This window comes from Microbacterium sp. 2FI (assembly GCF_005502885.1).
GTDB lineage: Bacteria > Actinomycetota > Actinomycetes > Actinomycetales > Microbacteriaceae > Microbacterium.
On sequence record NZ_SCMR01000002.1, the window covers coordinates 308,996 to 335,445 of the forward strand.

The 26,450-nt window shown below is 70.5% G+C and carries 27 protein-coding genes and 1 pseudogene; 11 read left to right on the top strand and 17 right to left on the bottom strand.

The annotated features are described in order from the left end of the window. Positions 1-60: 60 nt before the first annotated feature. Both FFS15_RS03810 and FFS15_RS03815 read right to left on the bottom strand, forming a co-directional pair. Positions 61-534 (bottom strand): hypothetical protein, encoded by a 474-nt coding sequence (locus tag FFS15_RS03810; protein WP_137843662.1) that lies wholly within the window; start codon positions 532-534, stop codon positions 61-63. A gap of 32 nt (positions 535-566) precedes the next feature. Further along, positions 567-2,429 (bottom strand): DEAD/DEAH box helicase, encoded by a 1,863-nt coding sequence (locus FFS15_RS03815; protein ID WP_137843663.1) that lies wholly within the window; start codon positions 2,427-2,429, stop codon positions 567-569. Positions 2,430-2,540: 111 nt separating this feature from the next. Between FFS15_RS03815 and FFS15_RS03820 the strand changes: the two genes are divergently transcribed. After that, positions 2,541-3,434 carry an SGNH/GDSL hydrolase family protein gene (locus FFS15_RS03820; protein ID WP_137843664.1) on the top strand — a complete coding sequence of 298 codons (894 nt, stop codon included), beginning with the start codon at positions 2,541-2,543 and terminating at the stop codon, positions 3,432-3,434. On the opposite strand, the gene FFS15_RS03825 is transcribed toward FFS15_RS03820, so the two are convergent. Then, positions 3,431-4,237: an RNA methyltransferase gene (locus FFS15_RS03825; RefSeq protein WP_137843665.1), complete on the bottom strand. Its 807-nt coding sequence runs from the start codon at positions 4,235-4,237 to the stop codon at positions 3,431-3,433. The genes FFS15_RS03820 and FFS15_RS03825 overlap by 4 nt on opposite strands. Before the next feature lie 74 nt (positions 4,238-4,311). Here FFS15_RS03825 and FFS15_RS03830 point away from each other — a divergent pair, with 74 nt between their 5' ends. Genes FFS15_RS03830 through FFS15_RS03840 form a run of 3 tightly spaced genes read left to right on the top strand, consistent with a single transcriptional unit; the run spans position 4,312 to position 6,173 of the window. Further along, positions 4,312-5,163 carry a Sir2 family NAD-dependent protein deacetylase gene (locus tag FFS15_RS03830; RefSeq protein WP_137843666.1) on the top strand — a complete coding sequence of 284 codons (852 nt, stop codon included), beginning with the start codon at positions 4,312-4,314 and terminating at the stop codon, positions 5,161-5,163. A gap of 17 nt (positions 5,164-5,180) precedes the next feature. Then, positions 5,181-5,786, top strand: a complete 606-nt coding sequence (locus FFS15_RS03835) for a histidine phosphatase family protein (RefSeq protein WP_137843667.1) — start codon at positions 5,181-5,183, stop codon at positions 5,784-5,786. A 9-nt stretch (positions 5,787-5,795) separates the two neighbouring features. After that, the gene (locus tag FFS15_RS03840) at positions 5,796-6,173 is read left to right on the top strand and encodes a DUF1801 domain-containing protein (protein WP_137843668.1); all 378 of its coding nucleotides are present in this window, start codon (positions 5,796-5,798) and stop codon (positions 6,171-6,173) included. 27 nt (positions 6,174-6,200) lie between these two features. Here FFS15_RS03840 and FFS15_RS03845 read toward each other — a convergent pair whose 3' ends face one another. From FFS15_RS03845 to FFS15_RS03865, 5 genes are read right to left on the bottom strand one after another with little or no spacing between them, the layout of a single operon-like run. Continuing rightward, entirely contained in the window at positions 6,201-7,013 is an 813-nt protein-coding gene (locus tag FFS15_RS03845) for a CoA ester lyase (protein ID WP_171013068.1), read from the bottom strand. Next, entirely contained in the window at positions 7,010-7,507 is a 498-nt protein-coding gene (locus tag FFS15_RS03850) for a MaoC family dehydratase (RefSeq protein WP_137843708.1), read from the bottom strand. The genes FFS15_RS03845 and FFS15_RS03850 overlap by 4 nt, the downstream gene beginning before the upstream one ends. A gap of 25 nt (positions 7,508-7,532) precedes the next feature. Beyond that, entirely contained in the window at positions 7,533-8,687 is a 1,155-nt protein-coding gene (locus FFS15_RS03855) for an acyl-CoA dehydrogenase family protein (protein WP_137843670.1), read from the bottom strand. 17 nt (positions 8,688-8,704) lie between these two features. Continuing rightward, on the bottom strand, positions 8,705-10,663 hold the full coding sequence (locus FFS15_RS03860) for a biotin carboxylase N-terminal domain-containing protein (protein ID WP_137843671.1): 1,959 nt from the start codon (positions 10,661-10,663) through the stop codon (positions 8,705-8,707). Between the two features lie 5 nt (positions 10,664-10,668). Next, complete coding sequence (locus tag FFS15_RS03865; RefSeq protein WP_137843672.1) at positions 10,669-12,273, bottom strand: carboxyl transferase domain-containing protein; 1,605 nt, start codon at positions 12,271-12,273, stop codon at positions 10,669-10,671. Between the two features lie 104 nt (positions 12,274-12,377). Between FFS15_RS03865 and FFS15_RS03870 the strand changes: the two genes are divergently transcribed. Continuing rightward, on the top strand, positions 12,378-12,974 hold the full coding sequence (locus FFS15_RS03870; RefSeq protein WP_137843673.1) for a TetR/AcrR family transcriptional regulator: 597 nt from the start codon (positions 12,378-12,380) through the stop codon (positions 12,972-12,974). 58 nt (positions 12,975-13,032) lie between these two features. On the opposite strand, the gene FFS15_RS03875 is transcribed toward FFS15_RS03870, so the two are convergent. The 3 genes from FFS15_RS03875 to pdhA are packed head-to-tail and all read right to left on the bottom strand — an operon-like array spanning position 13,033 to position 16,602. Next, positions 13,033-14,424, bottom strand: coding sequence for a dihydrolipoamide acetyltransferase family protein (locus FFS15_RS03875; RefSeq protein ID WP_137843674.1), 1,392 nt, complete (start codon positions 14,422-14,424; stop codon positions 13,033-13,035). Positions 14,425-14,470: 46 nt separating this feature from the next. Continuing rightward, on the bottom strand, positions 14,471-15,481 hold the full coding sequence (locus tag FFS15_RS03880; RefSeq protein WP_137843675.1) for an alpha-ketoacid dehydrogenase subunit beta: 1,011 nt from the start codon (positions 15,479-15,481) through the stop codon (positions 14,471-14,473). Continuing rightward, a complete protein-coding gene (gene pdhA, locus FFS15_RS03885; RefSeq protein ID WP_137843676.1) occupies positions 15,478-16,602 on the bottom strand; it encodes a pyruvate dehydrogenase (acetyl-transferring) E1 component subunit alpha in 1,125 nt (374 codons plus the stop codon). The genes FFS15_RS03880 and pdhA overlap by 4 nt, the downstream gene beginning before the upstream one ends. Before the next feature lie 173 nt (positions 16,603-16,775). Between pdhA and FFS15_RS03890 the strand changes: the two genes are divergently transcribed. After that, positions 16,776-17,246, top strand: a complete 471-nt coding sequence (locus FFS15_RS03890; RefSeq protein WP_137843677.1) for an Lrp/AsnC family transcriptional regulator — start codon at positions 16,776-16,778, stop codon at positions 17,244-17,246. Here FFS15_RS03890 and FFS15_RS03895 read toward each other — a convergent pair. Further along, complete coding sequence (locus FFS15_RS03895) at positions 17,221-18,198, bottom strand: DMT family transporter (RefSeq protein ID WP_137843678.1); 978 nt, start codon at positions 18,196-18,198, stop codon at positions 17,221-17,223. The two genes, FFS15_RS03890 and FFS15_RS03895, sit on opposite strands and share 26 nt — an antisense overlap. Positions 18,199-18,272: 74 nt before the next feature. Here FFS15_RS03895 and FFS15_RS03900 point away from each other — a divergent pair, with 74 nt between their 5' ends. After that, positions 18,273-18,827, top strand: coding sequence for a CGNR zinc finger domain-containing protein (locus tag FFS15_RS03900; protein WP_137843679.1), 555 nt, complete (start codon positions 18,273-18,275; stop codon positions 18,825-18,827). On the opposite strand, the gene FFS15_RS03905 is transcribed toward FFS15_RS03900, so the two are convergent. Beyond that, on the bottom strand, positions 18,787-19,686 hold the full coding sequence (locus FFS15_RS03905; protein WP_137843680.1) for an alpha/beta hydrolase: 900 nt from the start codon (positions 19,684-19,686) through the stop codon (positions 18,787-18,789). The genes FFS15_RS03900 and FFS15_RS03905 overlap by 41 nt on opposite strands. 59 nt (positions 19,687-19,745) lie before the next feature. On the opposite strand from FFS15_RS03905, the pseudogene FFS15_RS03910 reads away from it, so the two are divergent. Then, positions 19,746-20,467: pseudogene (locus tag FFS15_RS03910) on the top strand (exonuclease domain-containing protein). 66 nt (positions 20,468-20,533) lie between these two features. Here the strand turns inward: FFS15_RS03910 and FFS15_RS03915 are convergent. The 3 genes from FFS15_RS03915 to glgA form a co-directional block, all read right to left on the bottom strand. After that, entirely contained in the window at positions 20,534-20,785 is a 252-nt protein-coding gene (locus tag FFS15_RS03915) for a type B 50S ribosomal protein L31 (protein ID WP_137843681.1), read from the bottom strand. Positions 20,786-20,868: 83 nt separating this feature from the next. After that, positions 20,869-21,654, bottom strand: coding sequence for an ABC transporter ATP-binding protein (locus FFS15_RS03920; protein ID WP_137843682.1), 786 nt, complete (start codon positions 21,652-21,654; stop codon positions 20,869-20,871). 9 nt (positions 21,655-21,663) lie between these two features. Beyond that, complete coding sequence (gene glgA, locus FFS15_RS03925; protein WP_137843683.1) at positions 21,664-22,857, bottom strand: glycogen synthase; 1,194 nt, start codon at positions 22,855-22,857, stop codon at positions 21,664-21,666. A gap of 45 nt (positions 22,858-22,902) precedes the next feature. On the opposite strand from glgA, the gene FFS15_RS03930 reads away from it, so the two are divergent. Genes FFS15_RS03930 through FFS15_RS03940 form a run of 3 tightly spaced genes read left to right on the top strand, consistent with a single transcriptional unit; the run spans position 22,903 to position 25,576 of the window. Continuing rightward, on the top strand, positions 22,903-24,147 hold the full coding sequence (locus FFS15_RS03930) for a glucose-1-phosphate adenylyltransferase (protein WP_137843684.1): 1,245 nt from the start codon (positions 22,903-22,905) through the stop codon (positions 24,145-24,147). A 43-nt stretch (positions 24,148-24,190) separates the two neighbouring features. Then, the gene (gene serB / locus FFS15_RS03935) at positions 24,191-24,829 is read left to right on the top strand and encodes a phosphoserine phosphatase SerB (protein WP_137843685.1); all 639 of its coding nucleotides are present in this window, start codon (positions 24,191-24,193) and stop codon (positions 24,827-24,829) included. Between the two features lie 39 nt (positions 24,830-24,868). Further along, positions 24,869-25,576: an alpha/beta hydrolase gene (locus tag FFS15_RS03940; protein ID WP_137843686.1), complete on the top strand. Its 708-nt coding sequence runs from the start codon at positions 24,869-24,871 to the stop codon at positions 25,574-25,576. Between the two features lie 17 nt (positions 25,577-25,593). Here the strand turns inward: FFS15_RS03940 and fabG are convergent, their stop codons facing one another. Continuing rightward, positions 25,594-26,304, bottom strand: coding sequence for a 3-oxoacyl-ACP reductase FabG (gene fabG / locus FFS15_RS03945; RefSeq protein WP_137843687.1), 711 nt, complete (start codon positions 26,302-26,304; stop codon positions 25,594-25,596). Positions 26,305-26,450 lie beyond the last annotated feature (146 nt).

Genomic DNA, 26,450 nt, shown 5'->3' on the forward strand with positions numbered 1-26,450 from the left:
GCGACAGGATGCCGCACCCCGCGAATCCGCGGATTGACAGCATTTCGGCCCTCCGAACCGTCAGCCCTGGCCCTGTTCCAGCTCGGCCCGGAGGCCGCGCTCGCCGGCGCGCATGACGTGCGCGTGCGCCCGCTCGAACGCGGGCCGCAGCGCCCACGCGGTGGCGTTCATCCAGCGGCGCTCGGTGGCGACGTCCCACCGGAACGTCACGATCGACGATTCGGGCCCGGCCGCGGCCACCTCGACCCTCCCGCTCCCCCGCAGATCGCCGGTGCTCGCCGCCGACAGTGCGCGCCCGGGGTCGACGTGGACGAGTTCGAGGCGCACGCGCAGCCGATAGCCGAGGGGGCTCCGCACCGCGAGCACGAGGTGCTCCCCCGCGGCGAGGCGCGAAGGCGGCGTCACGAGCTCGACCCCCGGCCACCACGTCGGCGCGGCGGCGTCGGCGCGCAGCATCCGCTCGATCTCTTCCCAGCACCGGCGCGCCGGCACATCGAGGCTCCACCGCGAGAGGAACGAGTAGGCGGCACCCATGCCCGGAGTCTAGGCGCGCGCGGCCGCGCGGCTCATGAGTGCACGCGCCGCCGCAGCACATCGATGCGGGCCTGCAGCTGCACGACCGTCGCGTGCGAGACAGCGGGCCCGCCGCAGATGCGCCGGAGCTCGGCATGCACCGTGCCGTGCGGTTCGCCCGACTGCCGGGCGTACAGGCCGACCAGGCTGTTGAGCAGCTGGCGCTGCTCCTTGAGCGTGCGGTGGAGCGCCTGCGGCGGCGCCGGCTCGTGCGCGCCGCCGGTGACCTCGCTGCCCTCGCTCCCCTCCCGCGCCTCGCGGGCGCGACGATGGCGGCCCTGGCGCGCCTGGCGCTGCATGAGCAGCTCGTGCACGTGCTCTGGCTCGAGCAAGCCCGGCAGCCCGAGGAACTCCTCCTCTTCGGGGGTTCCCGGGACCGCGAGCTGCCCGAACTCGCGGCCGTCGAAGAGCACGCGGTCGAAGTGGGCGAGCGAGCCGAGCGCCTGGTAGGTGAACTCCTCGGTGAGCGCGTCCGAGGCCTTGTCCTCGCGCTCGGCGGCATCCATCAGGTCTTCTTCGGCGTTCCAGTCGTCCTCGCCGTCGCTGTCGCGATCGAGGGCGTGATCGCGCTGGCGTTCGAGCTCGTTCGCAAGCGCGAGCAGCTGCGGCACGTTCGGGAGGAACACGCTCGCCGTCTCGCCCCGCCGCCGCGCACGCACGAATCGCCCGATCGCCTGCGCGAAGAACAGCGGCGTGGATGCCGACGTCGCGTACACGCCGACCGCGAGCCGGGGCACATCCACACCCTCCGACACCATGCGCACCGCGACCATCCACCGACTGCCGTCGCCGGAGAACGTCTCGATCCGCGACGAGGCCTCGGCCTCGTCGGAGAGGACGACGGTCGGCGCCTCGCCGGTGATCTCACGGAGGATGTCGGCGTACGCGCGGGCCGCGGTCTGATCGGTCGCGATGACGAGACCGCCGGCGTCGGGCACCTGCTCGCGCACCTCGCTGAGCCGGCGGTCGGCCGACCGCAGCACCGCCGGGATCCACTCCCCTGCCGGGTCGAGGGCGGTGCGCCAGGCCTGCGACGTGATGTCCTTCGTGTTGTCCTGCCCGAGCTGGGCCTCCATCTCGTCGCCGGTCTTGGTGCGCCACTTCATCTGCCCCGCGTAGACGAGGAAGATGACGGGGCGCACGACGCCGTCTTCGAGGGCGCGGCGGTAGCCGTAGGCGTAGTCGGTGCGCGAGAGGCGGATGCCCTTCTCGTCGGGGTGGTACTCGACGAACGGGATCGGCGCGGTGTCGCTGCGGAACGGCGTCCCCGACAGCAGCAGCCGTCGGGTGGCGCGCGCGTACGCCTCGCGCAGGGCATCGCCCCAGCTGAGCGCGTCGCCGCCGTGGTGCACTTCGTCGAGCACCACGAGCGTTCGCGCATCCATCGTGAGGCGCTGATGCACCGACGCCTTCACCGCGACCTGGGCGTACGTCACCGCGACGCCGTGGTACTGCCGCGCCGGGATGGCGTGGCGGTTGCTGAAGGCGGGGTCGAGGCGGATGCCGACGCGCGCCGCAGCATCCGCCCACTGCGTCTTCAGGTGTTCGGTCGGCGCGACGACGACGATGCGATCGACGACGCGACGGCGCAGCAGCTCACTGGCGAGGCGCAGGGCGAAGGTCGTCTTGCCGGCGCCCGGCGTCGCGGCGGCGAGGAAGTCGCGCGGACCCGACCCCGGTCCGTCGGGACCGTCGAGCGAGAAGTAGAGATCGAGAGCCTCGGCCTGCCAAGCGCGCAGGCGCTGGGCGGTTCCCCACGGCGCGCGCTGGGGATAGGTCGGGGAAAGATGCTCAGCGGCGAAGCTGCCGATGTGGGCCTCGGAAGCGCGTTCCTCGAGGAGGGCGTCGTCGTCCAATCGCACCTCCCCCCGCCGGAAACAACGAGTCACCACGATAGACGAGGCAGCCGACACCGGCGGTGCACCCAGCCGCGATATCCTGTCGACGGTCACGAACCGAGGAAGTGCATGCCTGCTTACGACGATCACCGCACCCCCTACGTCCCGAACACCGAGCCGCACCCCTGGCGCCGCTACGTCGCGATCGGCGACTCGTTCACCGAGGGCATCGGCGATCCCGATCCCGACGCTCCCGGTCGCCACCGCGGGTGGGCCGACCGCGTCGCCGCGGTGCTGGCGGCGCAGGTCGACGACTTCGCGTACGCGAACCTCGCCATTCGCGGGCGCCTGATCGGCCGGATCGTCGACGAGCAGGTCGAGCCCGCGATCGCGCTTCGTCCCGACCTCGTGACGTTCTCAGCGGGCGGCAACGACGTCATCCGGCCCGGCTCCGACCCCGACGCGGTGGCGCAGCTGTTCGAGGACGCCGTCGTGCGCCTGTCGAGCACCGGCGCGACGGTGGTGGTGTTCACCGGCATCGACACCAACTTCACCCCCGTGTTCCGGGGCCTCCGCGGCAAGGTCGCGATCTACAACGAGAACATCCGGGCGATCGCCGACGCGAACGACTGCATCGTGGCCGACCAGTGGGCGCTCAAGGAGGTGCAGGACATGCGGTTCTTCGACGACGATCGCCTGCACATGAACCGCCTCGGGCACCACGAGGTCGCCCGCATGGTGCTGCGGGCGCTCAACGTGCCCAACGACCTGCAGCCGATGCAGCCCGAGACGCTCCCTTCCCGCACATGGCGCGAGGCACGCGCGGTGGATTTCGTGTGGGCGCGCGAGCACCTGGTGCCCTGGGTGCTGCGGCGGCTCCGCCACCAGTCCTCGGGCGACCTGGTCACCGCGAAGCGGCCCGACGCCATGCCGATGACCCCGTTCGCGGCAACGCCGGAGGGCGCGGCAGCTGCGGCTGCGGCATCCGACTCCGACGAAGCCGGCGACGACGAGAAGTCCTAACGTCTGCGCAGCTCCCACAGGGCAACGGCGCTGGCCGCGGCGACGTTGAGACTGTCGACGCCGCCCGCCATCGGGATCGTGACGACCGTGTCGGCTGCCGCGAGCGCGGCCCGGCTGAGCCCATCGCCCTCAGCGCCGAGCATCAGCGCCACGCGCTCATGCCCCTGCGCGCGGAAGACGTCGAGCGCGACGGCGTCGTCGGCGAGGGCGAGGGCGGCGAGCTGGAACGACGAGGCATGAAGGATGCCGCGGGCGACCTGCCATTCCGGCAGCCGCGTCCACGGCACCTGGAAGACAGTCCCCATGCTCACGCGGACGCTGCGGCGGTATAGCGGGTCGGCGCACCGCGGGCTGATGAGCACCGCGTCGGCTCCGAGGCCGGCCGCGGCGCGGAAGATCGCCCCCACGTTGGTGTGGTCGACGATGTCCTCCAGCACGACGACCAGGTGCGCGCCGGCGAGCACCTCTTCGATCGGGGGCAGCTCGGGCCGATGCATCGACGCCAGCGCCCCGCGATGGACGGCGTATCCGGTGAGGCGCTCCGCGACCTCGGGCTCGACGACGAAGATCGGGGTCTCGGGATGCGCGTGCGCGACGGCCTCGAGGTCGGGGAGCCATTTCTCCTGCACGAGCACCGAGCGTGGCCGGTGCCCGGCGTCGAGCGCCCGGGCGATCACCTTGGCCGATTCGGCGATGTAGAGACCGCCCGCGGGCTCACTCACGCGCCGGAGCGCGACATCGGTGAGATCCCGGTAGTCGCCGAGCCGCTCGTCGTCGGCCGAAGAGATCCGCTCGATGCGCACGGCTCCACTCTGGCAGAGTGCGTAACATCCCGGTAAACCGCCCGGCCTACACTCGGACCCGGAAAGGGGGGCGCGTGACGACGGTCTCCGCACTCGACGCCGCAGCCGGCGAAGCGGTCGCGCAGGCGATCGCCGCGCTCGCCGGACGCCGTGTCGCGGTGCTCACCGGCGCCGGCGTCTCCACCGACTCCGGCATCCCCGACTATCGCGGCAAAGGGGCGCCGGTGCGCACGCCCATGACCGTGGATCAGTTCCTCGCGAGCGAGACGGCACGCCGTCGCTACTGGGTGGGCAGCCACCTCGGCTGGCGCGCGTTCGCCGCGGCGACGCCGAATCCGGGGCATCTCGCGCTCGCCGACCTCGAGTCGCGAGGGCTGGCGACCGGGGTCATCACGCAGAACGTCGACGGCCTGCACGTGCGCGCCGGCAGCCGGCGCGTGGTCGAGCTCCACGGCACCATGCGGCGCGTGTTCTGCACCCACTGCGGCCAGGTGTTCGACCGCCGCGACCTGTCGGTGCGCGTCGAGACCGACAACCCCTGGATCAGCATCCCCGAGAACGTCGCCCTGGGTCCCGACGGCGATGTGCTCCCCGAGAGCACCGAGGGGTTCCTCGTGCCCGCGTGCAGCGTGTGCGGCGGCATGCTCAAGCCCGACGTCGTGTTCTTCGGCGAGTTCATCCCCGCCGAGAAGTTCCGCGAGGCCGAGCAGCTGGTGCACGCGAGCGAGGCGCTCGTGATCGCGGGGTCGTCGCTGGTCGTGAACTCCGGCATCCGTCTTCTCGAGCGCGCACGACGCCGCCGGCTTCCCGTCGTGATCGTCAACCGCGGCACGACGCGCGCAGACGCGCGCGCGACCGTCAAGGTCGACGCCGGCACGAGCGAGGTGCTGCGGGCCCTTGCCGACGGTCTCCCCGCCATCGACTGAGCACGTAGGCTCGAACGGTGACCGCGATCATCCTCATCCGCCACGGCGAGACCGACTGGAACCGCGATCGGCGCATCCAGGGATCCACCGACATCCCCCTCAACGACACCGGCCGCCGACAGGCGAAGGATGCCGCGGCCGCACTGCGCGACCGGCTCGACCTGACCGTCACCCCCACGATCGTCTCGAGCGACCTGTCGCGCGCGCGGGAGACCGCCGCCATCATCGCCGACGACCTGCAGCTCGCCGCCGCGCGGGTGTACCCAGGGCTCCGTGAGCGCTCGTACGGCGAGGCCGAGGGCATCGATGCCGACGAGTTCTTCCGCCGCTGGGGCGACTGGCACGCAGCAGCCGTTCCCGGCGCCGAGCCGCGGCCGCAGCTGCTCGCGCGGGGCATCGCCGCACTCAAGGAGGCGGTCCGGGCCCATCGCCGCGAAACGGCGCCGTCATCGGCATCCCTCATCGTCGTCACCCACGGCGCGATGATCCGCGAGATCCTCGGCCACGCATCAGGCGGCGAACTGCCGGCACCGGGCGAGAAGCTCGCGAACGGCTCCGCACACGAGCTGCTCTTCGAGCGGGATCGCCTGCGCATGGTGTCGTACGAGAGCGCCCTCGCCTAGGCTCGCGCCATGCCCGCACCCGCCACCGTCGACGACTACATCGCGGGGTTTCCGCCCGATGTCGCCGAGCGCCTTCGCCGGATCCGCGCCGAGATCGTCGGCGCGGTCGCCTCGGCCTCCGGTCACGAGGCCCCTGAGCAGAAGATGCGCTACGGCATCGCCGCTGTCATGCTCGGCGGACGCTACGCGCTGCACTTCGCGGGCTGGAAGAAGCACATCGGGCTCTACCCGGTTCCGACGCTCCCCGCTCCCCTCGAGTCCGAGATCGCGCCCTACCGCGCCGAGAAGGACTCGGTCGTCTTCCCGCACGCGCACGAGGTGCCGTACGAGCTGATCGGTCGGGTCGCCGCCGAGATCGCCGCGCAGCGCGTCTCCCCTGACGGCTGATCGGGAACGGCGGGTACGGGTCGAGGGCTAAGCGCCCGCCCGCTTCAGCACCGCCCGCGCATGGCGCAGCACCGGCTCGTCGACCATGCGACCGTCGAACGTGAAGACGCCCCGCTCCCCGTCAGCGGCGGCGAGCACGTCACGCGCCCACGTGAGCGAACGCGCATCGGGTCGATAGGCGTCACGGATGACCGCAACCTGGCCCGGGTGGATGCAGGCGGTCGCGGCGAACCCGGATGCCGCAGCGTCGGCAGCCTCGATCGCGAGGCGCTTGACGTCGTCGATGTCGAGGTGAACGGCATCGATCGCGGCCTTGTGCCGAGACCCCGCTGCCAACAGCACGCGCGCACGGGCGTACCGGGCGATGTCGCGGTAGCGGCCGTTCGGCTTGCGGCTCGACGTGCCGCCGAGGCTCGCGACCAGGTCCTCGGCACCCCACATGAGGGCTTCGACGTTGTCGAGGGCGGCGATGCGGTCAGCCTGCGCGACACCCTTCGCCGTCTCGCAGAGGGCGACGACAGCGAACCTGCGATCGATCTTGCCGAGTCGCTTCGGCGACTCGCTCTTGGCGACCATGATCCGCCGGTAGTCCGTCTGCGACAGCGTCGCGAGGTCGGCCGCGAAGTCGTCGGTGCCGGGAGGATTGACCCGCACGATGACCCGCGCCGGGTCGAGCTCCGACTCGATGAGCGCGCCGCGTGCGGCCGCCTTGGACGCGGGCGCGACGGCGTCCTCGAGGTCGAGGATGACGGCATCCGCCCGCTCGAAGGCTTTGCCGAAGCGTTCGGGCCGGTCGGCCGGGCAGAAGAGCAGCGCGGGTCCGAGCGCGAACGAAGTCACGACGACGCGCCGTTCCACGCCTCGGAGCACCACACCAGCGCGACGCGCGTAGCGGTCGCCACCTCGACGCCGTGCTGGTTGCGCCCGGTGTGCTGCATCGTCACCAGGCCCTGTCCGGCGCGCGACGCCGAAAGGCGCTTCGAGACGATCAGCGTCTCGGTGTACAGCGTGTCGCCCGCGAAGAGCGGGTGCGTGAACTCGATGCCCGATAAGCCGAGCTGGGCGACGAGGGTGCCGAGGGTGAGCTGGCTCACCGATGAGCCGACCATGACGGCGAGCGTCCACATCGAGTTCATGAGGCGCTGGCCGAACGGCTGCTCGGCCGAGAACGCGGCGTCCAGGTGCAGCGGCTGCGCGTTCATCGTGAGCGTCGAGAAGAGCACGTTGTCAGCCTCGGTGGCGGTACGGCCGGGCTGATGCCGGTAGCGCACGCCCACCTCGAACTCCTCGAAGAACAGCCCCCGCTGCACGATCTCCCGTGTGGTCCCCGCCATCGCGTCGTCGCTCACGGTGCTCACGCTACCCGTCGAGGCCGAGCGCGCGCGAGATCACCAGCAGCTGCACCTCGGTGGTGCCCTCGCCGATCTCGAGGATCTTCGAATCGCGGAAGTGGCGGGCAACCGGGTACTCGTTCATGAACCCGTTGCCGCCGAAGATCTGCGTCGCATCGCGGGCGTTGTCCATCGCGGCGTCGCTGGCGGTCAGCTTCGCGATCGCCGCCTCGGTCTTGAAGGGCTTGCCGGCATCGCGCAGGCGCGCGGCATGGTGCCATGCGAGCCGCGCGTTGTGCACGCGCAGCTGCATGCGGGCGAGCATGAACTGGATGCCCTGGCGCCGCGCCAGCGCCTCGCCGAACACGGTGCGCTTCTTCGCGTAGTCCACGGCTGCCTCGAGGCACCCCTCCGCCGCGCCCGTGGACAGCGCCGCGATCGCGATGCGGCCCTCGTCGAGGATGTGGAGGAAGTTCGCGAACCCGCGGCCGCGCTCGCCGAGGAGATTCGCCTCGGGCACACGGGCGTCTTGGAACGTCAGCGGGTGCGTGTCGGACGCGTGCCAGCCGACCTTGTCGTACGCGGGCTCGACGGTGAATCCCGGGGTGCCGTTCGGCACGATGATCGTCGAGATCTCCTTGCGTCCGCCGTTGTCGCCGGTCACCGCCGTGACCGTGACGAAGCGAGTGATCGGCGTGCCCGAGTTCGTGATGAACTGCTTCGAGCCGTTGACGACCCACTCGCCGCCGTCGAGGCGCGCGGTGGTGCGGGTGGCGCCGGCATCCGATCCCGCCTCGGGCTCCGTCAGACCGAAGCCCGCAAGAGCGCGGCCGGCGAGGAGATCGGGGAGCAGCTCCTGCTTCTGCGCCTCGGTGCCGAAGCGGAACACCGGCATCGCGCCGAGGCTCACCCCGGCCTCGAGCGTGATCGCCAGCGACTGGTCGACGCGGCCGAGCGCCTCGATCGCGAGGCACAGCGCGAAGTAGTCGCCACCCTGTCCGCCGTACTCCTCGGGGAAGGGCAGTCCGAAGAGGCCGAGTTCGCCCATCTGGGCGACGACGTCCATCGGCAGGGTGTGGGTGCGATCGGCTTCGTACGACGCCGGCGCGACGACCTCTTCGGCGAACTGGCGGACGAGTCCGGCGAGCTCGCGCTCGTCATCGGTCAGATTCAGGTGGTCCATGGTGCTCCTCGGGGTGGTCAGGAGGGGGTTTCGGATGCCTCGTGGGCGGTGACGTGGGCGAGAACCTCGTCGCGGCGCACCTGGGCGCCGACAGCGACTTCGACGCGCACGATGCCGGCGTGCGCCGCGACGACGGGGTGCTCCATCTTCATCGCCTCGATCGTGACGATGCGGTCGCCCGCTTCGACGCGCGCGCCGTCTGCGGCGTGCACCGCGACGACGGCACCGGGCATGGGCGCACGAAGCACAGGATCGGTGGCGGCAGCATCCGTCGCCCGAGCCGCGAGCCGGCGCTCCATCGCCTCACGACGGCCGAGGGGCCGCAGGCGATGGGTCGCGCCGTCCGCGTGCACCCAGACCGCGCCGTCCGCCTGAGCGATGGAAGTGTGCGAAGTGGTCGCTTCGGCGCTCGCGAGGCGACCACTTCGCACACCGTCTGTCTCAAGAGCGACGTGGTGCAGCACATCGGCGTCGTCCAGCACGCGCGCCGTGGCGGGTGAGGCGGACGCGGCCGAGCGCCAACCGTTGCGGGCGAGCCACAGGTCGGAGGCGTGAGCGCGCCCGGGCGCTTCCGCCTGCGCGACCGCGGCTGCCGCGGCACGCAGCGCGGCCTCGGACGGGGCAGCCTGTTCGAACGGCGGCATCCGGTCGATGAGCCCCGTGTCGAGCGCGCCAGCCCGCACGGCGGGATCGGCGAGCAGCGCGCGCAGGAAGCCGATGTTCGTGTCGATGCCGAGCACCACCGTGTCCGCGAGCGCCGCGTCGAGCCGCTCGAGCGCCTGCGCGCGATCGGCGCCGTGCGCGATGACCTTCGCGATCATGGGGTCGTAGTCGGCCGATACGGTCGAGCCGGACTCGACGGCGGAATCGGTCCTCACGCCCTCGGCCGCCCGCCACGCCAGCACTGCGCCGGCGGCGGGCAGGAAGCCGCGCGCCGGGCTCTCGGCGTACACGCGCGCCTCGATCGCGTGGCCCTCCAGCCGCACATCCGTCTGCGCGATCCCGAGAGGCATCCCGGCGGCGATCCGCAGCTGCTGCTCGACGAGATCGATCCCGGTGACGAGCTCCGTCACAGGGTGTTCGACCTGCAGGCGCGTGTTCATCTCGATGAAGAAGAACTCGTCGGGGCGGTCCCCCGCGACGAGGAACTCCACCGTGCCGGCGCCGCGATAGTCGACGGATGCCGCGGCCGCACAGGCCGCCGCGCCCAAGCGAGCGCGGGTGGCGTCGTCCACGACCGGCGACGGCGCCTCCTCGATGACCTTCTGGTGACGGCGCTGCAGAGTGCACTCGCGCTCGCCGAGGTGGATCACCGTGCCGTGCACGTCGCCGAGCACCTGCACCTCGATGTGGCGCGGGCGCTCGATCAGTCGCTCGAGCAGCAGCGTGTCGTCGCCGAACGACGCCGACGCGATGCGCCGCGCGGTTGCGAGGGCCTCGGGCAGCTCGCCCGCCGACCGCACGATCTGCATGCCCTTGCCGCCGCCGCCTGCGGAGGGCTTCACCAGGAGCGGATACCCCGTGCCTTCCGCGGCCGACGCGATGTCGGCATCCGTCATCCCCGCCGCGCTGAAGCCGGGCACCGTCGGAACGCCGTGCGCCTCGACGTGGGCCTTCGAGCGGATCTTGTCGCCCATGACGTCGAGCGCGCGCTCGCCGGGGCCGATGAACGTGATTCCGGCAGCCACGCAGGCGCGCGCGAACGCGACGTTCTCGGACAGGAACCCGTAGCCCGGGTGCACCGCCTGCGCGCCGCTCTTGACCGCGGCTGCGACGACCGCATCGATGTTCAGATACGACGCGGATGCCGCGGCCGGACCGATCCGCACCGCGACGTCGGCCTCGCGCACGTGAGGCGCGTCTGCGTCGGCGTCGCTGTACACGGCGACGGAGCGGATGCCGAGGGCGCGCAGCGTCCTGATCACGCGCCGGGCGATCTCACCACGGTTGGCGACGAGGACGGTGTCGAAGGTCATGGCACTCACATCCGGAAGACGCCGAAGCGCGGTTCGGGCAGGGGTGTGCGTGCGACGACGTCGAGGGCCAGGCCCAAGAGGTCGCGCGTGTCGAGCGGGTCGATGACGCCGTCGTCCCAGAGGCGCGCGGTGGCGTAGTACGGGCTGCCCTGATCTTCGTACTGCGCGCGGATCGGCGCCTCGAAGTCGGCCTGGTCGCCTGTCGACCACTCCTCGCCACGGGCTTCGAGCTGGTCGCGCTTGACGGTGGAGAGGACGGATGCCGCCTGCGGGCCGCCCATGACCGAGATGCGGCTCGCGGGCCACGTCCACAGGAACCGCGGCGAGTATGCGCGCCCGCACATCGAGTAGTTGCCGGCGCCGAACGAGCCGCCGATGACGACGGTGAGCTTGGGCACGCGGGTGGTCGCCACGGCGGTCACCATCTTGGCGCCGTCCTTCGCGATGCCGCCGGCCTCGGCATCCCGCCCCACCATGAACCCCGAGATGTTCTGCAGGAACAGCAGCGGGATGCCGCGCTGGTCGCACAGCTCGATGAAGTGCGCGCCCTTCTGGGCCGATTCGCTGAAGAGCACGCCGTTGTTGGCGACGATCCCGATCGGGTGGCCGTGCAGGCGGGCGAAGCCGGTGACGAGCGTCTCGCCGTAGTTCCGCTTGAACTCGTGGAAGGCGCTCCCGTCGACGAGGCGCGCGATGACCTCGCGCACGTCGTAGGGCTGGTTGACGTCGACGGGGACGACACCGTAGAGGTCGGTCGGGTCGACGGCCGGCGGCGTGGATGCGATGACGTCCCACGCCGGCTCGGCCGGCTGGGGCAGGGTCGCGACGATGTCGCGCACGATCTCGAGGGCATGCTCGTCGTCTTCGGCGAGGTGGTCGACGACGCCCGAGCGGCGGGCGTGCAGGTCTCCCCCGCCGAGCTCCTCCGCCGTGACGACCTCGCCGATGGCGGCCTTCACCAGCGGCGGCCCGCCGAGGAAGATCGTGCCCTGGTTGCGCACGATGACCGTCTCGTCGCTCATCGCGGGCACGTACGCGCCGCCCGCGGTGCACGAGCCCAGCACGGCCGCGATCTGCGGGATGCCGGCCGCCGACAGCCGCGCCTGGTTGAAGAAGATACGGCCGAAGTGATCCCGGTCGGGGAAGACCTCGTCCTGCATCGGCAGGAACGCGCCGCCCGAGTCGACGAGGTAGATGCACGGGAGGCGGTTCTCGAGGGCGACCTCCTGCGCGCGGAGGTGCTTCTTGACCGTGAGCGGGTAGTACGTGCCGCCCTTGACGGTGGCGTCGTTGCAGACGACCATCACGTGGCGGCCGTGGACGAGGCCGATGCCCGCGATGACGCCGGCAGCCGGGGCATCGCCGTCGTAGATCCCGTCAGCCGCGAGCGGTGAGAGCTCGACGAACGGGCTCCCCTCGTCGAGAAGCCGCGCGACGCGGTCGCGCGGCAGCAGCTTGCCGCGGGAGACGTGCCGCTCGCGCGATGCCGCCGGCCCGCCGACGGCCGCGGCGGCGATCCGTGCGTGCAGCTGCACGGCGAGTTCGCGCTGCGCATCGCCCGTGCGCGAGAACGTCTCGTCGCGCAGGACTGCAGACTCCAGGACGCTCATGTCATCTCCGTCGACGTCACGATCGGGTCACGTCGGTTGTCCCGACGAAACCACATTGGTTAGTGTTCACTAACCGGAACTCAGGTTAGCGAGGATTAACTGAAATGACAAGCGACGTCACGGAGCGCGGCCGCGCGAAGGCGGATCGGCACGCGGCGATCCTCTCCGAGGCGGCACGGCTGTTCGCCGCGCGCGGGTTCGCGGGAGTCAGCCTCGAAGACCTCGGCTCCGCGGTCGGCGTGAGCGGCCCGGCGCTGTACCGTCACTTCGCGAACAAGCAGGCGCTGCTGGGCGCCATCCTCGTCGGCGTGAGCGAGCGCCTGCTCGCGGGTGGCCAGGCCGTGATCACCGCCGGCGGCTCCCCCGACCGACAGCTGCGCGCGCTCATCGCGTTCCACGTCGACTTCGCGCTCGACGACGCCGACGTCATCCGCGTGCAGGACCGCGATCTCGCCGCACTGAGCGACGACGACCGTCACACCGTTCGGCGGCTGCAGCGCGAGTACGTCGAGCTCTGGATCGGCATCCTCTCGACCCTTCACCCCGACCGCGGCGCTGACGATCTCCGCGTGCGCGCGCACGCGTGCTTCGGCCTCATCAACTCCACGCCGCACAGCGTGCGGGCGCTCCGAGCGCGACCGGGCGACGACGCCGTGCGCGGCATCCTCGAGTCGATGGCGCACGCGTCGCTCGTGGCCTGACCCTCCCGATGACGCGAAGGGGTCGCGCCGGCAACCGACGCGGCCCCTTCGCCCCTGCTCAGCGCAGCAGCATCGCCCGCCCGGGCTCGCGCAGCACGTCCGCCACATCCACGAGGAACCGCGAGCCCTGCTCGCCGTCGACGAGCCGGTGGTCGAACGACAGCGCGAGCGTCATGACGTCGCGGAGCGCGATCTCACCCCGGTGCTCCCACGGCTGACGCCGAACGGCGCCGAGCGCGAGGATCCCGGCTTCGCCGGGATTGATGATCGGAGTGCCCGCATCGACGCCGAAGACGCCGACATTGGTGATCGAGAACGTGCCGCCCATCATCTCGGCCGGAGCCGTCTTGCCGGCCCGTGCGGTCTCGGCAAGCCCCCGGATGGCGTCGGCGAGCTCGATCAGGGTGAGCTCCTGCGCATCGCGGATGTTCGGCACGACGAGTCCGCGACCAGTCGCTGCGGCGATACCGAGGTTGACGTAGTGGTGCTCGACGATCTCGCCGGCCGCGTCATCCCAGCGGGAGTTGAGTCCGGGGTGACGCGACAGCGCAAGGCAGACGGCCTTCGCCGCGACCGCCATCACACCGATCCGATGCTCCTGCAGCGCGCGATCGGCCTTGAGCGACGCGATCAGCTCGCTCGTGGCGGTGACATCGACGGTGAGGAAAGTCGTCACGTGCGGCGCGGTGAAGGCGCTCCGCACCATCGCCTCGGCGGTGTGCTTGCGCACGCCGCGGATCGGCGTGCGCGAGGTGCGCTCCCCCGGCGTGGCCGGCACGCGGATGGCGGCCTGCGACGCGACGGGGACCGCGGCGGGGACGGATGCCGCGCCCACGCGCTCGGCGTAGGCCTCGACGTCTCCGCGCGTGATGAGGCCGGTCTGACCGGTCCCCTCGACGAGGGCGAGGTCGACACCGAGCTGCTTGGCGAGGGCTCGCACGGGCGGTGTCGAGCGCGGACGCTCGACGGGCGCGTCGACGACGTCGGCGTGGATCGCGTCGTGCGGGGCCGCTTCGAGGACGGCGGTGTCGGATGCAGCCGGCCGCCCGCTCGCCGAGCGCGCGCGCCGCTGCGGACGCGCCGATCCGCGGGGTGCCGCGCCGTAGCCGACGAGGTTGGGCTCAGCCTTCGGCTCGGCCTCCGCCTCGGCCGCGGTCTTGGTCTCGGCCTGGACCCCGGTCGCCGGTGCGGCGGGTGCGGCATCCGCTCCCCCGACGTCGAAGGAGATCAGGACCGATCCGACAGCGACGACCTCGCCCGCTCCGGCATGGAGCGTGGTCACCGTGCCGGCGTAGGGCGAGGGCAGCTCGACAACGGCCTTCGCCGTCTCGACCTCGGCGATCGTCTGATTGAGTGTGACCGTGTCGCCTTCCGCGACGAGCCACTGCACGAGCTCGGCCTCGGGAAGTCCTTCACCGAGGTCGGGGAGCTTGAAGTCCTGGACGCTCACAGCGCTGCTCCTGTCCAGGCCGCTCCGCGGCCGTCGAGATCACTTCTCACAGCTCGACTCCCGTCAGCGAGTTCGGCCGATCCAGCACGCGGTCCACCGCGTCGAGGATCCGGTCGAGATCGGGCAGGTGATGCTTCTCGAGCTTGGCGGGCGGATACGGGATGTCGTGCCCGGTGACCCGCACCGGCGCGGCCTCGAGGTGGTTGAAGCAGCGCTCGGTGACGCTCGCGATGAGCTCGGCACCGACGCCCGCTTCGCGCGCGGCCTCGTGGGTGACGACGACCCGGCCGGTCTTGCGCACCGAGGCGGTCACCGTGCGGTAGTCCACCGGCGAGATCGAGCGGAGGTCGATGACCTCGATCGAGACCCCTTCGTCTTCGGCTGCGGTCGCGGCATCCAGCGCCGTCGTCACCTGCGCACCATAGGTGAGCAGCGTGACGTCGCTGCCTTCGCGCGCGACCCGCGCGAGCCCCATCGGCGGTGCATCGGCGAGATCGGCGTCGAGATCGACCTCTCCCTTGGAGTGGTACAGCCGCTTCGGCTCGAAGTACACGACGGGGTCGTTCGAGGCGATCGCCTGCCGCAGCATGACGTACGCGTCCTGCGGGTTCGACACCGCGACGACGCGCAGCCCCGACGTGTGCACGAAGTAGGCCTCGGGTGATTCGGAGTGGTGCTCGGCGGCGCCGACGCCGCCTGCCCAGGGGATGCGGATCGTGATCGGCATCGTGACGTTGCCGCGCGTGCGGTAGTGGAGCTTGGCGACCTGGCACACGATCTGGTCGAACGCGGGGTAGACGAAGCCGTCGAACTGGATCTCGACCACCGGACGGTACCCGCGGAAGGCGAGGCCCACGGCCGTGCCCATGATGCCGGCCTCGGCGAGCGGGGTGTCGATCACGCGCTGGGCGCCGAACTGGTCGAGGAGCCCGTCGGTGATGCGGAACACGCCCCCGAGCTTTCCGATGTCCTCGCCCATGAGGAGCACCTTGGGGTCGTCTGCCATCGCGCGGCGGAGACCCTCGTTGATCGCCTTCGCCATGGTGAGCTGCGTCATCGCGCGACCTCCTCGGTCGAGAAGCCCTCGAGGTATGCGCCGAACCAGCCGCGCTGCTCTTCGAGACCCGAGTGAGGCTCGGCGTACACGTGGTCGAAGACGCCGATCGGCGCACGGCTCGTCGCCTCGAGCGCTGCGGCACGGACGCCGGCGCCGAGCGCGTCGGCCGCTGCGGCGACATCGGACTGGAAGCCCTCGTCGAAAGCCCCTTCGGCACGCAGGAGCGCCTCGATGCGGGCGATCGGGTCACGACGGCGCCAGCGCTCGACCTCGTCCTTGTCGCGGTAGCGCGTCGGATCGTCCGACGTCGTGTGCGGGCCCATGCGATACGTGACGGCCTCGATGAAGGCCGGGCCGTTCCCCCGGCGTGCGTTGTCGAGCGCCCAGCGCATCGCCGCGAGGCAGGCGAGCGCGTCGTTGCCGTCGACACGCATGCTCGGGATGCCGAACCCCGGCGCCCGGCCGGCGATGGGGAACTTGGCCTGCACCGTCACCGGCTCGGAGATCGCCCACTGGTTGTTCGTGCACACGAACACCACCGGCGAGCGGAACGAGGATGCGAACACCATCGCCTCGTTGACATCGCCCTGGCTCGATGCGCCGTCGCCGAAGTAGGCGGCGGCGACCTGGTCGGTGCCGTCGCGCTGGATGCCCATCGCATAGCCGACCGCGTGAAGGGCCTGTGCGCCGATGATGATCTGGGGCGTCGCGGTGTTGATGTCGTAGGGGTTGTAGGTCGAGTGCTCCTCACCACGCCACGCGAGGACGAAGTCGGCGGGCTTGGCGCCGCGCACGAAGTTCACGCCGATCTCGCGATAGCTGGGGAACACGAAGTCGTCGCTGCGGAAGGCACGAGCGGTGCCCACCTGCGCGGCCTCCTGACCCTGGCACGGCGCCCAGAGTCCGAGTTGGCCCTGGCGCTGCAGGGCGACGCCCTCGGTGTCGACGCGGCGCACGAGCACCATGTCGCGATACAGGCTCTGAAGAAGTGACGTGTCGGCGTCCTCGACCCAACGATCGAGGTCGGGATCGGAGATCCGCTCCCCCTCGGGTGTCACGAGCCGTGCCACGTCGTCGATATCGGTCGCCACGTCGGCTGTCGGGGTCTGGGTGTGCGCCATCGTCACTCCTCCTCGGTGCGGACCGCCCTCGTGAGGCCGCCGTCTCTGGATCGCCGGCGTCGTCGCCGGCACGGTCGACACTACGTCGCCATCGCACCTCGCTCAAGCATCAGACATCTGCTTGAGCATGTTGCCAACCAGAAGCACTCAGGACCGTGCTAACGTTTCGCACTATGAGTGCCCTCGATCACGTCGATCTCGAGCTCCTCGCGGCCCTGTCCACGGACCCGCGCGCGACCGTCGTCGCCCTTGCCGACAAGCTCGGCCTGTCACGCAACACCGTTCAGGCGCGCATGGCACGCCTCGAGCGCTCGGGGGTATTCCTGTCGTACGAGCGCGCGATCTCGTCGTCGGCACTCGGGTACCCCATCGAGGCGTTCATCAGCGTCATCGTCCGCCAGGCCGATCTGCCGCGGATCGCGGTCGATCTCGCGCGTGTGCCCGAGATCGTGCAGGCCCACGGTCTCTCCGGTCAGGTGGATCTGCTCGTGCGCGTGGCGTGCCGCGACACGCAGCACCTGTTCGACACCGACGCCCGCATCCTCGCGATCGAGGGCGTCGAGCGCACCGAGACCTCGCTCGTGATGGGTGAGGTCATCCCCCACCGCGTCGCGCCGCTCATGGAGCTGGCGCGGCGCGAGTAGCATCCGCTCGCACCAGCACGACCCCGACGAGGATGAGCGCACCGCCGACGAACTGGATGGGCGCGGGCACCTCGTCGAGGAAGAGCCACGCGAACCCGAGCGCGAACAGCACTTCCGACAGACCCACGAACGACGCCACGCGCGATCCGATGCGCGGCACCGCCATGACCCCGAAGGCGTAGCCCAGGGTCGTCGCGATCGCAGCGACCCAAATCAGCGGGACGAACCACGGCACCTCGGCACCCGCGAGGACGACGGTCACGGCGGGCGCCTCGAACGGCATGATGCCGGTGAGGCAGAGCGCACCCATGATCGCGGCGCCCGTCAGCAGCCCTCCGGCCGCCAGAGCGAGGGGCGGCAGGTCATCGCCCGCGCGCTCCGAGATCACGAAGTAGGCGCACACGCACACCGCCGCGGCGAGGGCGAGCAGCGTGCCGATCAGGTCGAACGAGGCACCGGCGATGTTCACGACCAGCACGAGGCCCGTGATCGCGACCACCGAACCCCACAGCACGAGAGCCGGAGGCGCCTTCCGCGTGCGCAGCCACACGAACCCGACGAGCATCACGGGAGCGAGGTACTGGATGAGGAGCGCGACGGCGACCGGCATCCGCTGCATCGCCGAGAAGAAGAAGAGCTGGCAGCCGAGCACCGGCATCAGGCCGAACCCGAGAATGAGCCGCCAGTGGCGGCCGAGGAACCCGCGCTGCCTCCGGATCGCGAGGAAGAGCGCGGGCGAGAGGATGAGTCCCGCGACGCCCATCCGCACCAGGAGGGCCGCCCCCAGCGACCATCCCGCCTCGAGCAGCGGCTTGATGAACGGGCCGCTCGACGAGAACGCGAGGGCGGAGGCGATGGCCATCAGAAGCCCTGTGGTGCGCAGGCGAGCGGATGCCGCCGCAGAGGCGACCGCTACGGATGGGATCACGGCGAGCGGCGCGGTGGCAGTCATGGGCGGCATCCGTCTGTCATGGGTGAAGCGTGCGTACACTGGTGACAGTATCGAACGGCATGTCAGGAGTCAACATGGTTTTCATCCATGACACGAAGCGCACGCTAATGATGGTCGTGGACTTGGTGAACACACTCCCCGGCCATGACGGCGAGGACACCCTGCAGACCCCCCGCGACCTCGACGCGTTCCTCGTCGTGAACCCCTACACGGGCATCGTGCGTCGGGACGCTGCCGAGGTCGAAGCCGTCCGTGCCCTCCGTGGGCGTCTACGGGAGCTGTGGGAGGTCGACCGGGTCGGCGCCGTGCCTCTCGTGAACCGCATGCTCGCCGACGGCGAGGCGCTCCCGCGCCTTGTGATCCACGACGAGTACGACTGGCACATCCACGCGACCTCGGACGACTCGCCGCTGGCGACCCGCATGATGGTCGAGGCCGCGATGGCCTTCATCGACGTGATCCGATCCGACGAGTACGACCGCATCCGCGTGTGCGCCGCCGACGACTGCGACGCCGTCTACATCGACTACTCCAAGAACGGATCGAAGCGGTACTGCGACACCGGAAACTGCGGCAACCGCATGAACGTCAACGCGTACCGGCGTCGGAAGGCGCGAGAAAGCGCGTGATCGCCGCGGCGGCGGGCGCCGGCGTCTCGTAGTGGATCAGGTGGCCGACGTCGTCGATCTCCACCAGTTCGGCGTCGGGGAAGAGCGTCGCGAGGCGTCGCTCGGCCTCGATCGGCGTGATGTCGTCACGCACGGCCGCGACGAGCAGCGTCGGCTGCGTGATGAGCGGCGCGAATGCCCGCACGTCGTTGGAGACGGAAGCCACGAACGCATCGTGCAGCACATCGCGGTCGGCGAAGCGCGAGAAGTAGGTGTCGTGCTGATCGTGGATGAACCGGCGGAGTTCCGGGTCCCGGGTCTTGGCCATCGACTCGCTCATCACGCGCACGATGAGTCCGTTGCGCAGCAGCGCCTCGCCGATGCCCTGCGGAAGCCGGGCTCCCGCCCAGTAGTAGAGCACCGCGAGGCGCGTCAGGAGCCCGCGCGGGCCCTGGAGCGCCGGCGCCCCGATCGGATTGACGAGGATCACCTGGGGCGTCTCGAGCCCACCGGCGACCGCTGCGGCCACCACGATCGAGCCGAACGAGTGTCCGAGGATCACCGCCCCCGGCGCGACCGCCGAGGCGAACTCCCGCAGCCACTGGGCGTAGGTGTCGAGGTCGTGAGTGCGTTCCGGAAGCGGCGCGGTCTCGCCGAATCCGGGCAGATCGGGTGAGATGATCCGCACGCCCGGAAGATGCGCGACGACCGGTTCGAGGCCGTGGTGCTCGCCGCGGAACCCGTGTACGGCGATGACGGTCGTCGCGGCGTCGGCAGCGCCGTAGACCCAGTACGCCGTGCGCCCGCCGAGCACAGACACCTCGAGGCGCTCGACCGGGATCTGATCGAGCAGCGCCGCGTACGGATTCGGTGAAGGCACCCGTCGAGTCTACGAGGGACAGGGCGCCGATGTCGGAGGCGTCGCATACCGTCATCGGCATGGATCACCGGCCCACCGACACCCCCGAATCACTCCCTGGCTGGGTGCGCGTCGTGGGGGTGTTCGACCTCGAGACGACAGGCGTCGACGTCACGAGCGATCGCGTCGTGACGGCCCATGTCGGGCTGCTCGACGCCGCGGGATCGGTGATCCTCGCGCGTGACTGGATCGCCGATCCCGGAATCGGGATTCCGGAGGGTGCGACCGCCGTCCACGGCATCACGACCGAGCGCGCTCGCAGCGAGGGGCGCCCGGCGGTCGAGGTCGTGGGTGAGATCGTCGGAGCGCTGCGGGCCCTCCTCGATGCCGGCATCCCGGTGGTCGCCTACAACGCGTCGTACGACTTCTGCTCAGGAACGAGGCCGTGCGCCACGGTGTCGCGCCGCTCGTCGACCCCGCACCGGTCATCGACCCGCTCGTCATCGACAAGGCGTACGACCGGTGGCGGCGCGGCAAGCGGACGCTCGAGGTCGTCGCCGCGCACTACGCCGTCCGCCTCGATGGCGCGCACGACGCCTCGGCCGATGCGGTAGCGGCGGGCCGGGTCGCCCAAGCCCTCGCGGAGCGATTCGCCCCGTGGCTCCCGCCCACCGCGAACGAGCTCCACACCCGGCAGATCGCGTGGGCACGGGCGCAGGCGGCGAGCCTGACGGACTACTTCATACAGATCGGCCGTCTCGATCGCGCCGAGCGCCTCGACGGCAGCTGGCCGGTGCGCTGAGACCGTCGGCCCGCCATGGCAGAAGCCCCGCCCATCCGAGGATGAGCGGGGCTTCTGTGCGGCTGCTTACTTGGAGCCGAAGTTCTTGAAGCGCTGGTTGAACTTCTCGACGCGGCCGGCCGAGTCCATGATGCGCTGCTTTCCCGTGTAGAACGGGTGCGAAGCCGACGAGATCTCGACGTCGATGACGGGGTACTCGACGCCGTCGAGCTCGATCGTCTTGTCGCTGCTCACCGTGGAACGGGTGAGGAAGGTCTCGCCGGAGCCCAGGTCGCGGAAAACGATGGCCCGGTACTCGGGGTGGATGTCAGTCTTCATGAGAAGTCCTTTGAGGAGTGGAGTCCTGGATTTTGCCAGGACGGTCAAAGTCTGCGGTGCGAGCGCACCAAAGAACGATTCTATCAGAGCGCCGCGCGTGCGGCGTACCGCCCACCGTCTTCGGTCAGGCGGATGGGGGCGCCGAAGGTCTCGGTCAGCGCGTCCGCCGTGAGCGTCTCCGCGATCGGCCCCGAGGCCACCACTCGCCCCTCGGCGAGAAGGAGCACGTGGGTGAAGCCGACCGGGATCTCCTCCACATGGTGTGTGACCATGATCATCGCCGGCGTCGTCGGCGCCTGGGCGTAGCCGCCGAGGAGCGCGAGCAGCTCTTCGCGGGCCCCGAGGTCGAGACTCGCCGAGGGCTCGTCCAGCAGCAGCAGCTCGGGGTCGGTCATGATCGCGCGGGCGATCTGGACACGTTTCTGCTCGCCGTCGCTGAGGGTGCCGAACAGGCGATCGGCGAGGTGATCGAGCTTCCACTCGGCGAGCACCCGCAGGGCGCGGCGCTCGTCGAGGTCTTCGTAGTCCTCGTTCCACCGCCCGAGCACCGAGTACGCCGCGGTGAGCACGACATTGAGCACGGTCTCGTCCGGCGGGACCCGGCGCGCCATCGCGGACGACGCGAACCCGATCCGGGGACGCAGGTCGAAGACGTCGGTGCGGCCCAGCCGCTCCCCCAGGATCGTCACCGATCCGGAGGTCGGGTGCAGCAGTGTGTCGGCGAGCTGCAGCAGCGTCGTCTTGCCTGCGCCGTTGGGTCCGAGGATCACCCACCGCTGGTCGTCGTCGACCGACCAGTCGAGGTGATCGACGATGTTGCGGGCTGTTCGGCGGACGACGACGTCGGAGAACTCGAGCACCTGCGGCATGCCGTAAGCCTATCTGCCGTCGGCGGCGACCTCCGCGTACAGCGCGGCCGTCTGCTCTGCGATGCTGGCCCAGCTGAAGTCGTCTCGGGCCCGCTCACGACCGGCCTCACCGTAGGCACGGGCCCGCTCGGGGTCGCCCACGACTTCGGTGAGCACCCGCGCGAGGTCCTCGACGAAGCGCTCCGGATCGGTCGGGGTGCCGGTGCCGTCCTGCATCTGCTCGATGGGCACGAGCCGGCCGGTGACGCCGTCGACGACGACCTCGGGGATCCCCCCGGTCGCGGTGCCGACGACCGCCGCACCGCACGCCATCGCCTCAAGGTTCACGATCCCGAGCGGCTCGTACACCGACGGACAGACGAAGGTCGTCGCCGCGCTCAGCACCGTGCACAGCTCGTGACGCGACAGCATCCGATCGATCCACACGACGCCGTCGCGCGTGGTCTGGAGGCCGCGGACGAGACCCTCCACCTCGGCCATGATCTGCGGCGTGTCGGGGGCGCCGGCGCACAGGATCACCTGCACGTCAGCGGGCAGCCGCTCGGCCGCGCGCAGGAAGTAGGGAAGCCCCTTCTGGCGCGTGATGCGGCCGACGAACACCACCGACGGGCGCGCCGGGTCGATGCCGAGGTCGGCCAGGAGCGCGGCATCCTCCACGGGGTGCCACGCCTCGACGTCGATGCCGTTGTATATCACGCGCACCTTTGCGGGATCCAGCGCGGGATAGCTGCGCAGGATGTCGGTTCGCATCCCGTCACTCACGGCGACGATCGCGGCAGCGCCCTCGTACGCCGACTTCTCGATCCAGCTCGACACCGCGTAGCCGCCGCCGAGCTGTTCGGCCTTCCACGGCCGGAGGGGTTCGAGACTGTGCGCGGTGACGATGTGCGGGATGCCGTGCAGAAGCGATGCGAGATGGCCGGCGAAATTCGCGTACCAGGTGTGGCTGTGCACGACGTCTGCGCCGGCCACATCGGTCACGATCTCGAGGTCGGTCCCGAGGGTCTGCACCGCGGCGTTGGCAGCCGACAGCTCGGTCGGGACGCCGTAGGACGTCGTGCCGGGTTCGTCGCGCTCGACACCGAACGCGCGCACCCGCACATCGAGGGTCGTGCGCAGCGCTGTGACGAGTTCGGTGACGTGGACGCCCGCTCCGCCGTAGATCTCGGGCGGGTATTCCTTCGTGACGATGTCGACGCGCATGTGTCGAAACTAGTCCAGCAGCGGTGTGGGTCATAGTGTGGTGCCATGCCTGCAGCGCCGAAGGTCTTCGGAATCATCCTCGCCGGTGGCGAGGGAAAGCGCCTGATGCCCCTGACGGCGGATCGGGCGAAGCCCGCTGTGCCGTTCGGCGGCCAGTACCGCCTCATCGACTTCGCGATATCGAATCTCATAAATTCGGGGTTGCGGCAGATCGTTGTGCTGACGCAGTACAAATCGCACAGCCTCGACCGCCACATCTCGCAGACGTGGCGCATGTCGGCGCTGCTGGACTCGTATGTCGCGTCGGTGCCCGCACAGCAGCGGCTCGGCAAGCGCTGGTTCTCGGGTTCGGCCGACGCCATCCTGCAGAGCCTCAACCTCGTCAACGACGAGAAGCCCGACATCGTCGTGGTCATCGGCGCCGACCACGTCTATCGCATGGACTTCCGCCAGATGCTCGCCGCGCACATCGAGTCGGGCGCCCGTGCGACCGTCGCCGGCATCCGCCAGCCGATCGCCCTCGCCAATCAGTTCGGCGTCATCGACGTCGACAAGGACGACCCGGGCAAGATCAACGAGTTCCTCGAGAAGCCGCAGAACCCGACCGGCCTCGCCGACGCCCCGCACGAGGTGCTGGCGTCGATGGGCAACTACATCTTCGACGCCGACGCCCTGATCGAAGCCGTCGAATCCGACGGCGAACTGCCCACCTCGAACCACGACATGGGCGGCGACATCGTGCCGTACTTCGTCGGTCGCGGCGAGGCGGGCGTGTACGACATGAAGCGCAACGACGTGCCCGGGTCGACCGATCGCGATCGCGACTACTGGCGCGACGTCGGGACGATCGACTCGTTCTTCGACGCACACCGGGATCTCATCTCGACGCTGCCCGTCTTCAACCTCTACAACATGGACTGGCCGATCCACTCCCAGGCGGTCAATTCGCCCCCCGCGAAGTTCGTGCGCGACTCGGTGGGGCGCATCGGCAACTCGATCGACTCGATCGTCTCGCTCGGCTCGGTGCTCTCGGGCACGCATCTCGAGCGCAGCGTCGTGGGCCCCTGGACACTCGCCGGCGGCGGGTCGACGATCACCGATTCGGTGCTCTTCGACCACGTGCACGTCGGCGCGGGTGCCCGCATCCATCGCGCGATCCTCGACAAGAACGTGGTTCTCGCCGACGGTGCGACCGTGGGCGTCGACCGCGAGAAGGATCTCGCACGCGGCTTCACGATCACCGATTCGGGCATCACCGTCGTCGGCAAGGGCTTCCACGTCGCACGGTGACACAGGGCGCTGCGGGCGCGTGGCGGCCCGCTAGCGTTGTGGGATGCCCGCTCCCGCACGCTTCCTCGTCGTTCTCGACGCCGATTCGACGCTGATCCGCAACGAGGTCATCGAGCTCATCGCCGACGAGGCCGGCCGCGGGCCCGAGGTGGCCGCGGCCACCGAGTCGGCGATGCGCGGCGAGGTCGACTTCGCCACGAGCCTGCGTTCGCGCGTGGAAGCGCTCGCGGGGGTCCCCGTCTCGGCGTTCGCCCGCGTCCTCGAGCGGATCGAGCCCACGCCCGGCGTGCGTGAGCTCGTCGCGGCCGTGCACGAGCGCGGCGGCGCCGTCGGGGTCGTCTCGGGCGGGTTCCACGAGATCCTCGACACGGTGGCCCCGGACCTCGGCGTCGACGTGTGGCGCGCCAATCGCCTCGCGACGGCAGGCGGCGAGCTGAGCGGCCGGGTCGACGGCGAGATCGTGGATGCCGAGGCGAAGGCGTCGGCGCTTCGGGAGTGGGCGGCCGAGCGCGGGGTGCCGCTGCACCGCACGATCGCGATCGGCGACGGCGCCAACGATCTGCGCATGATGGCGGCGGCAGGGCTCGGCATCGCCTTCAACGCGAAGCCTGCCGTGCGAGCGCAGGCCCACGTCGTGGTCGGCCCCGTGGATCTCGCCGAGGTCATCGCCCTCCTTCCCTGATCGTCGCGGATGTCGGACCGCCCGAGTAGCGTTCGGGGCATGGACATCATCCTGGTTCCCGGACTCTGGCTCGACGCGTCGACATGGGGCGAGGTGACACCGGCGCTCGAAGCCGCCGGGCACGCGACCCGTCCCCTCACGATGCCCGGCGTCGGCGAACCCGCCGCCGACTCCGCCGAGATCGGCATCGCGGACTGGGTTTCGGCCACGGTCGCCGAGATCGACCGGATCGACGGGCCGGTCGTGCTCGTCGGCCACAGCGGCGGCGGCAATGTCGCCTACGGCGCCCTGGATGCACGCCCTGACCGCGTTGCGCACATCGTGCTGCTCGACACGTTCCCGCCGTCCGACGGCGGATCGATCTGGGAGTTCCCGGTGGTCGACGGTGTGATCCCGTTCCCGGGGTGGGACTCGTTCGACGACGAGGAGATCGCCGACCTCGACGAGCAGACACGGGCCTCAGCCGCGTCTCGCGCGAAGTCGGTGCCCGAACGCGTCCCGACCGACACCCTGCGGTTGGGCGACGAGCGGCGGCGCACGGTCCCGATGACGATGATCACCGGCACGGTGCCCGAAGCCGGCATCCGCGACATCATCCGTCAGGCGCCGGACTGGGCTGCCGAACTCGTCGCGATCGACGACCTGCGGATCATCCAGCTGAACGCCGAGGGCGAGAAGACCGGCCACTGGCCGCAGCTGTCGCAGCCGCAGAAGGTCGCCGAGGCGATCCTCTCAGCGCTCGCCTGACGCGGGCCGGCGCGGGGTCAGTGCCCCATGCCGAGACCGCCGTCGACGGGGATCACGGCACCCGAGATGTACGCGGCGTCATCCGACGCGATCCAGGTCACCACACCGGCGACCTCGTCCGCCGTCGCGAAGCGGCCCGCAGGAATGCTCTTGCGATAGTCGGCCTGGGTCTCGTCGCTGAGCTCCGCCGTCATATCGGTCTCGATGAAGCCCGGCGCGACCACGTTCGCCGTGATTCCACGAGCGCCCAGCTCACGCGTGAGCGAGCGGGCGAAGCCGACGAGGGCGCTCTTGGACGCGGCGTAGTTGATCTGGCCGGCCGAGCCGTAGAGGCCCACGACGCTCGAGATGAGGATGACGCGACCCCACCGGGCCCGCAGCATCCCCTTGGACGCACGCTTGACGACGCGGAAGGCGCCGCCGAGGTTCGTCGCCACGACGCTGTCGAAGTCGTCCTCGGTCATGCGCAGCAGGAGCGTGTCCTTCGTGATCCCGGCGTTGGCCACCACGATCGCGATCGGGCCGAGGGCGGCCTCGACCTCGGTGAACGCCGCATCGACGGCGGCTGCATCCGTCACATCCGCACGCACCGTGAGGGTTCCCGCGGGTCCCTCACCCGAGCGAGCCGTCACGGCGACCTTGTACCCCTCCGCCACGAAGCGCTCGGCGATGGCGCGGCCGATGCCGCGGTTTCCGCCGGTGACGAGGACGACGCGATCGCTGGACATGAGAGTGCTCCCGACGGTGTGTGACAGATCCGCACCAGCCTACCGGCGCGCCGTTTGACACTCCGCGACGCACGCTGGAACGCTGGGGGGAAGCATCCGACGAAAGGCCCTCCCGTGAGCGACAGCACCCCCGACGCCCCGAACCC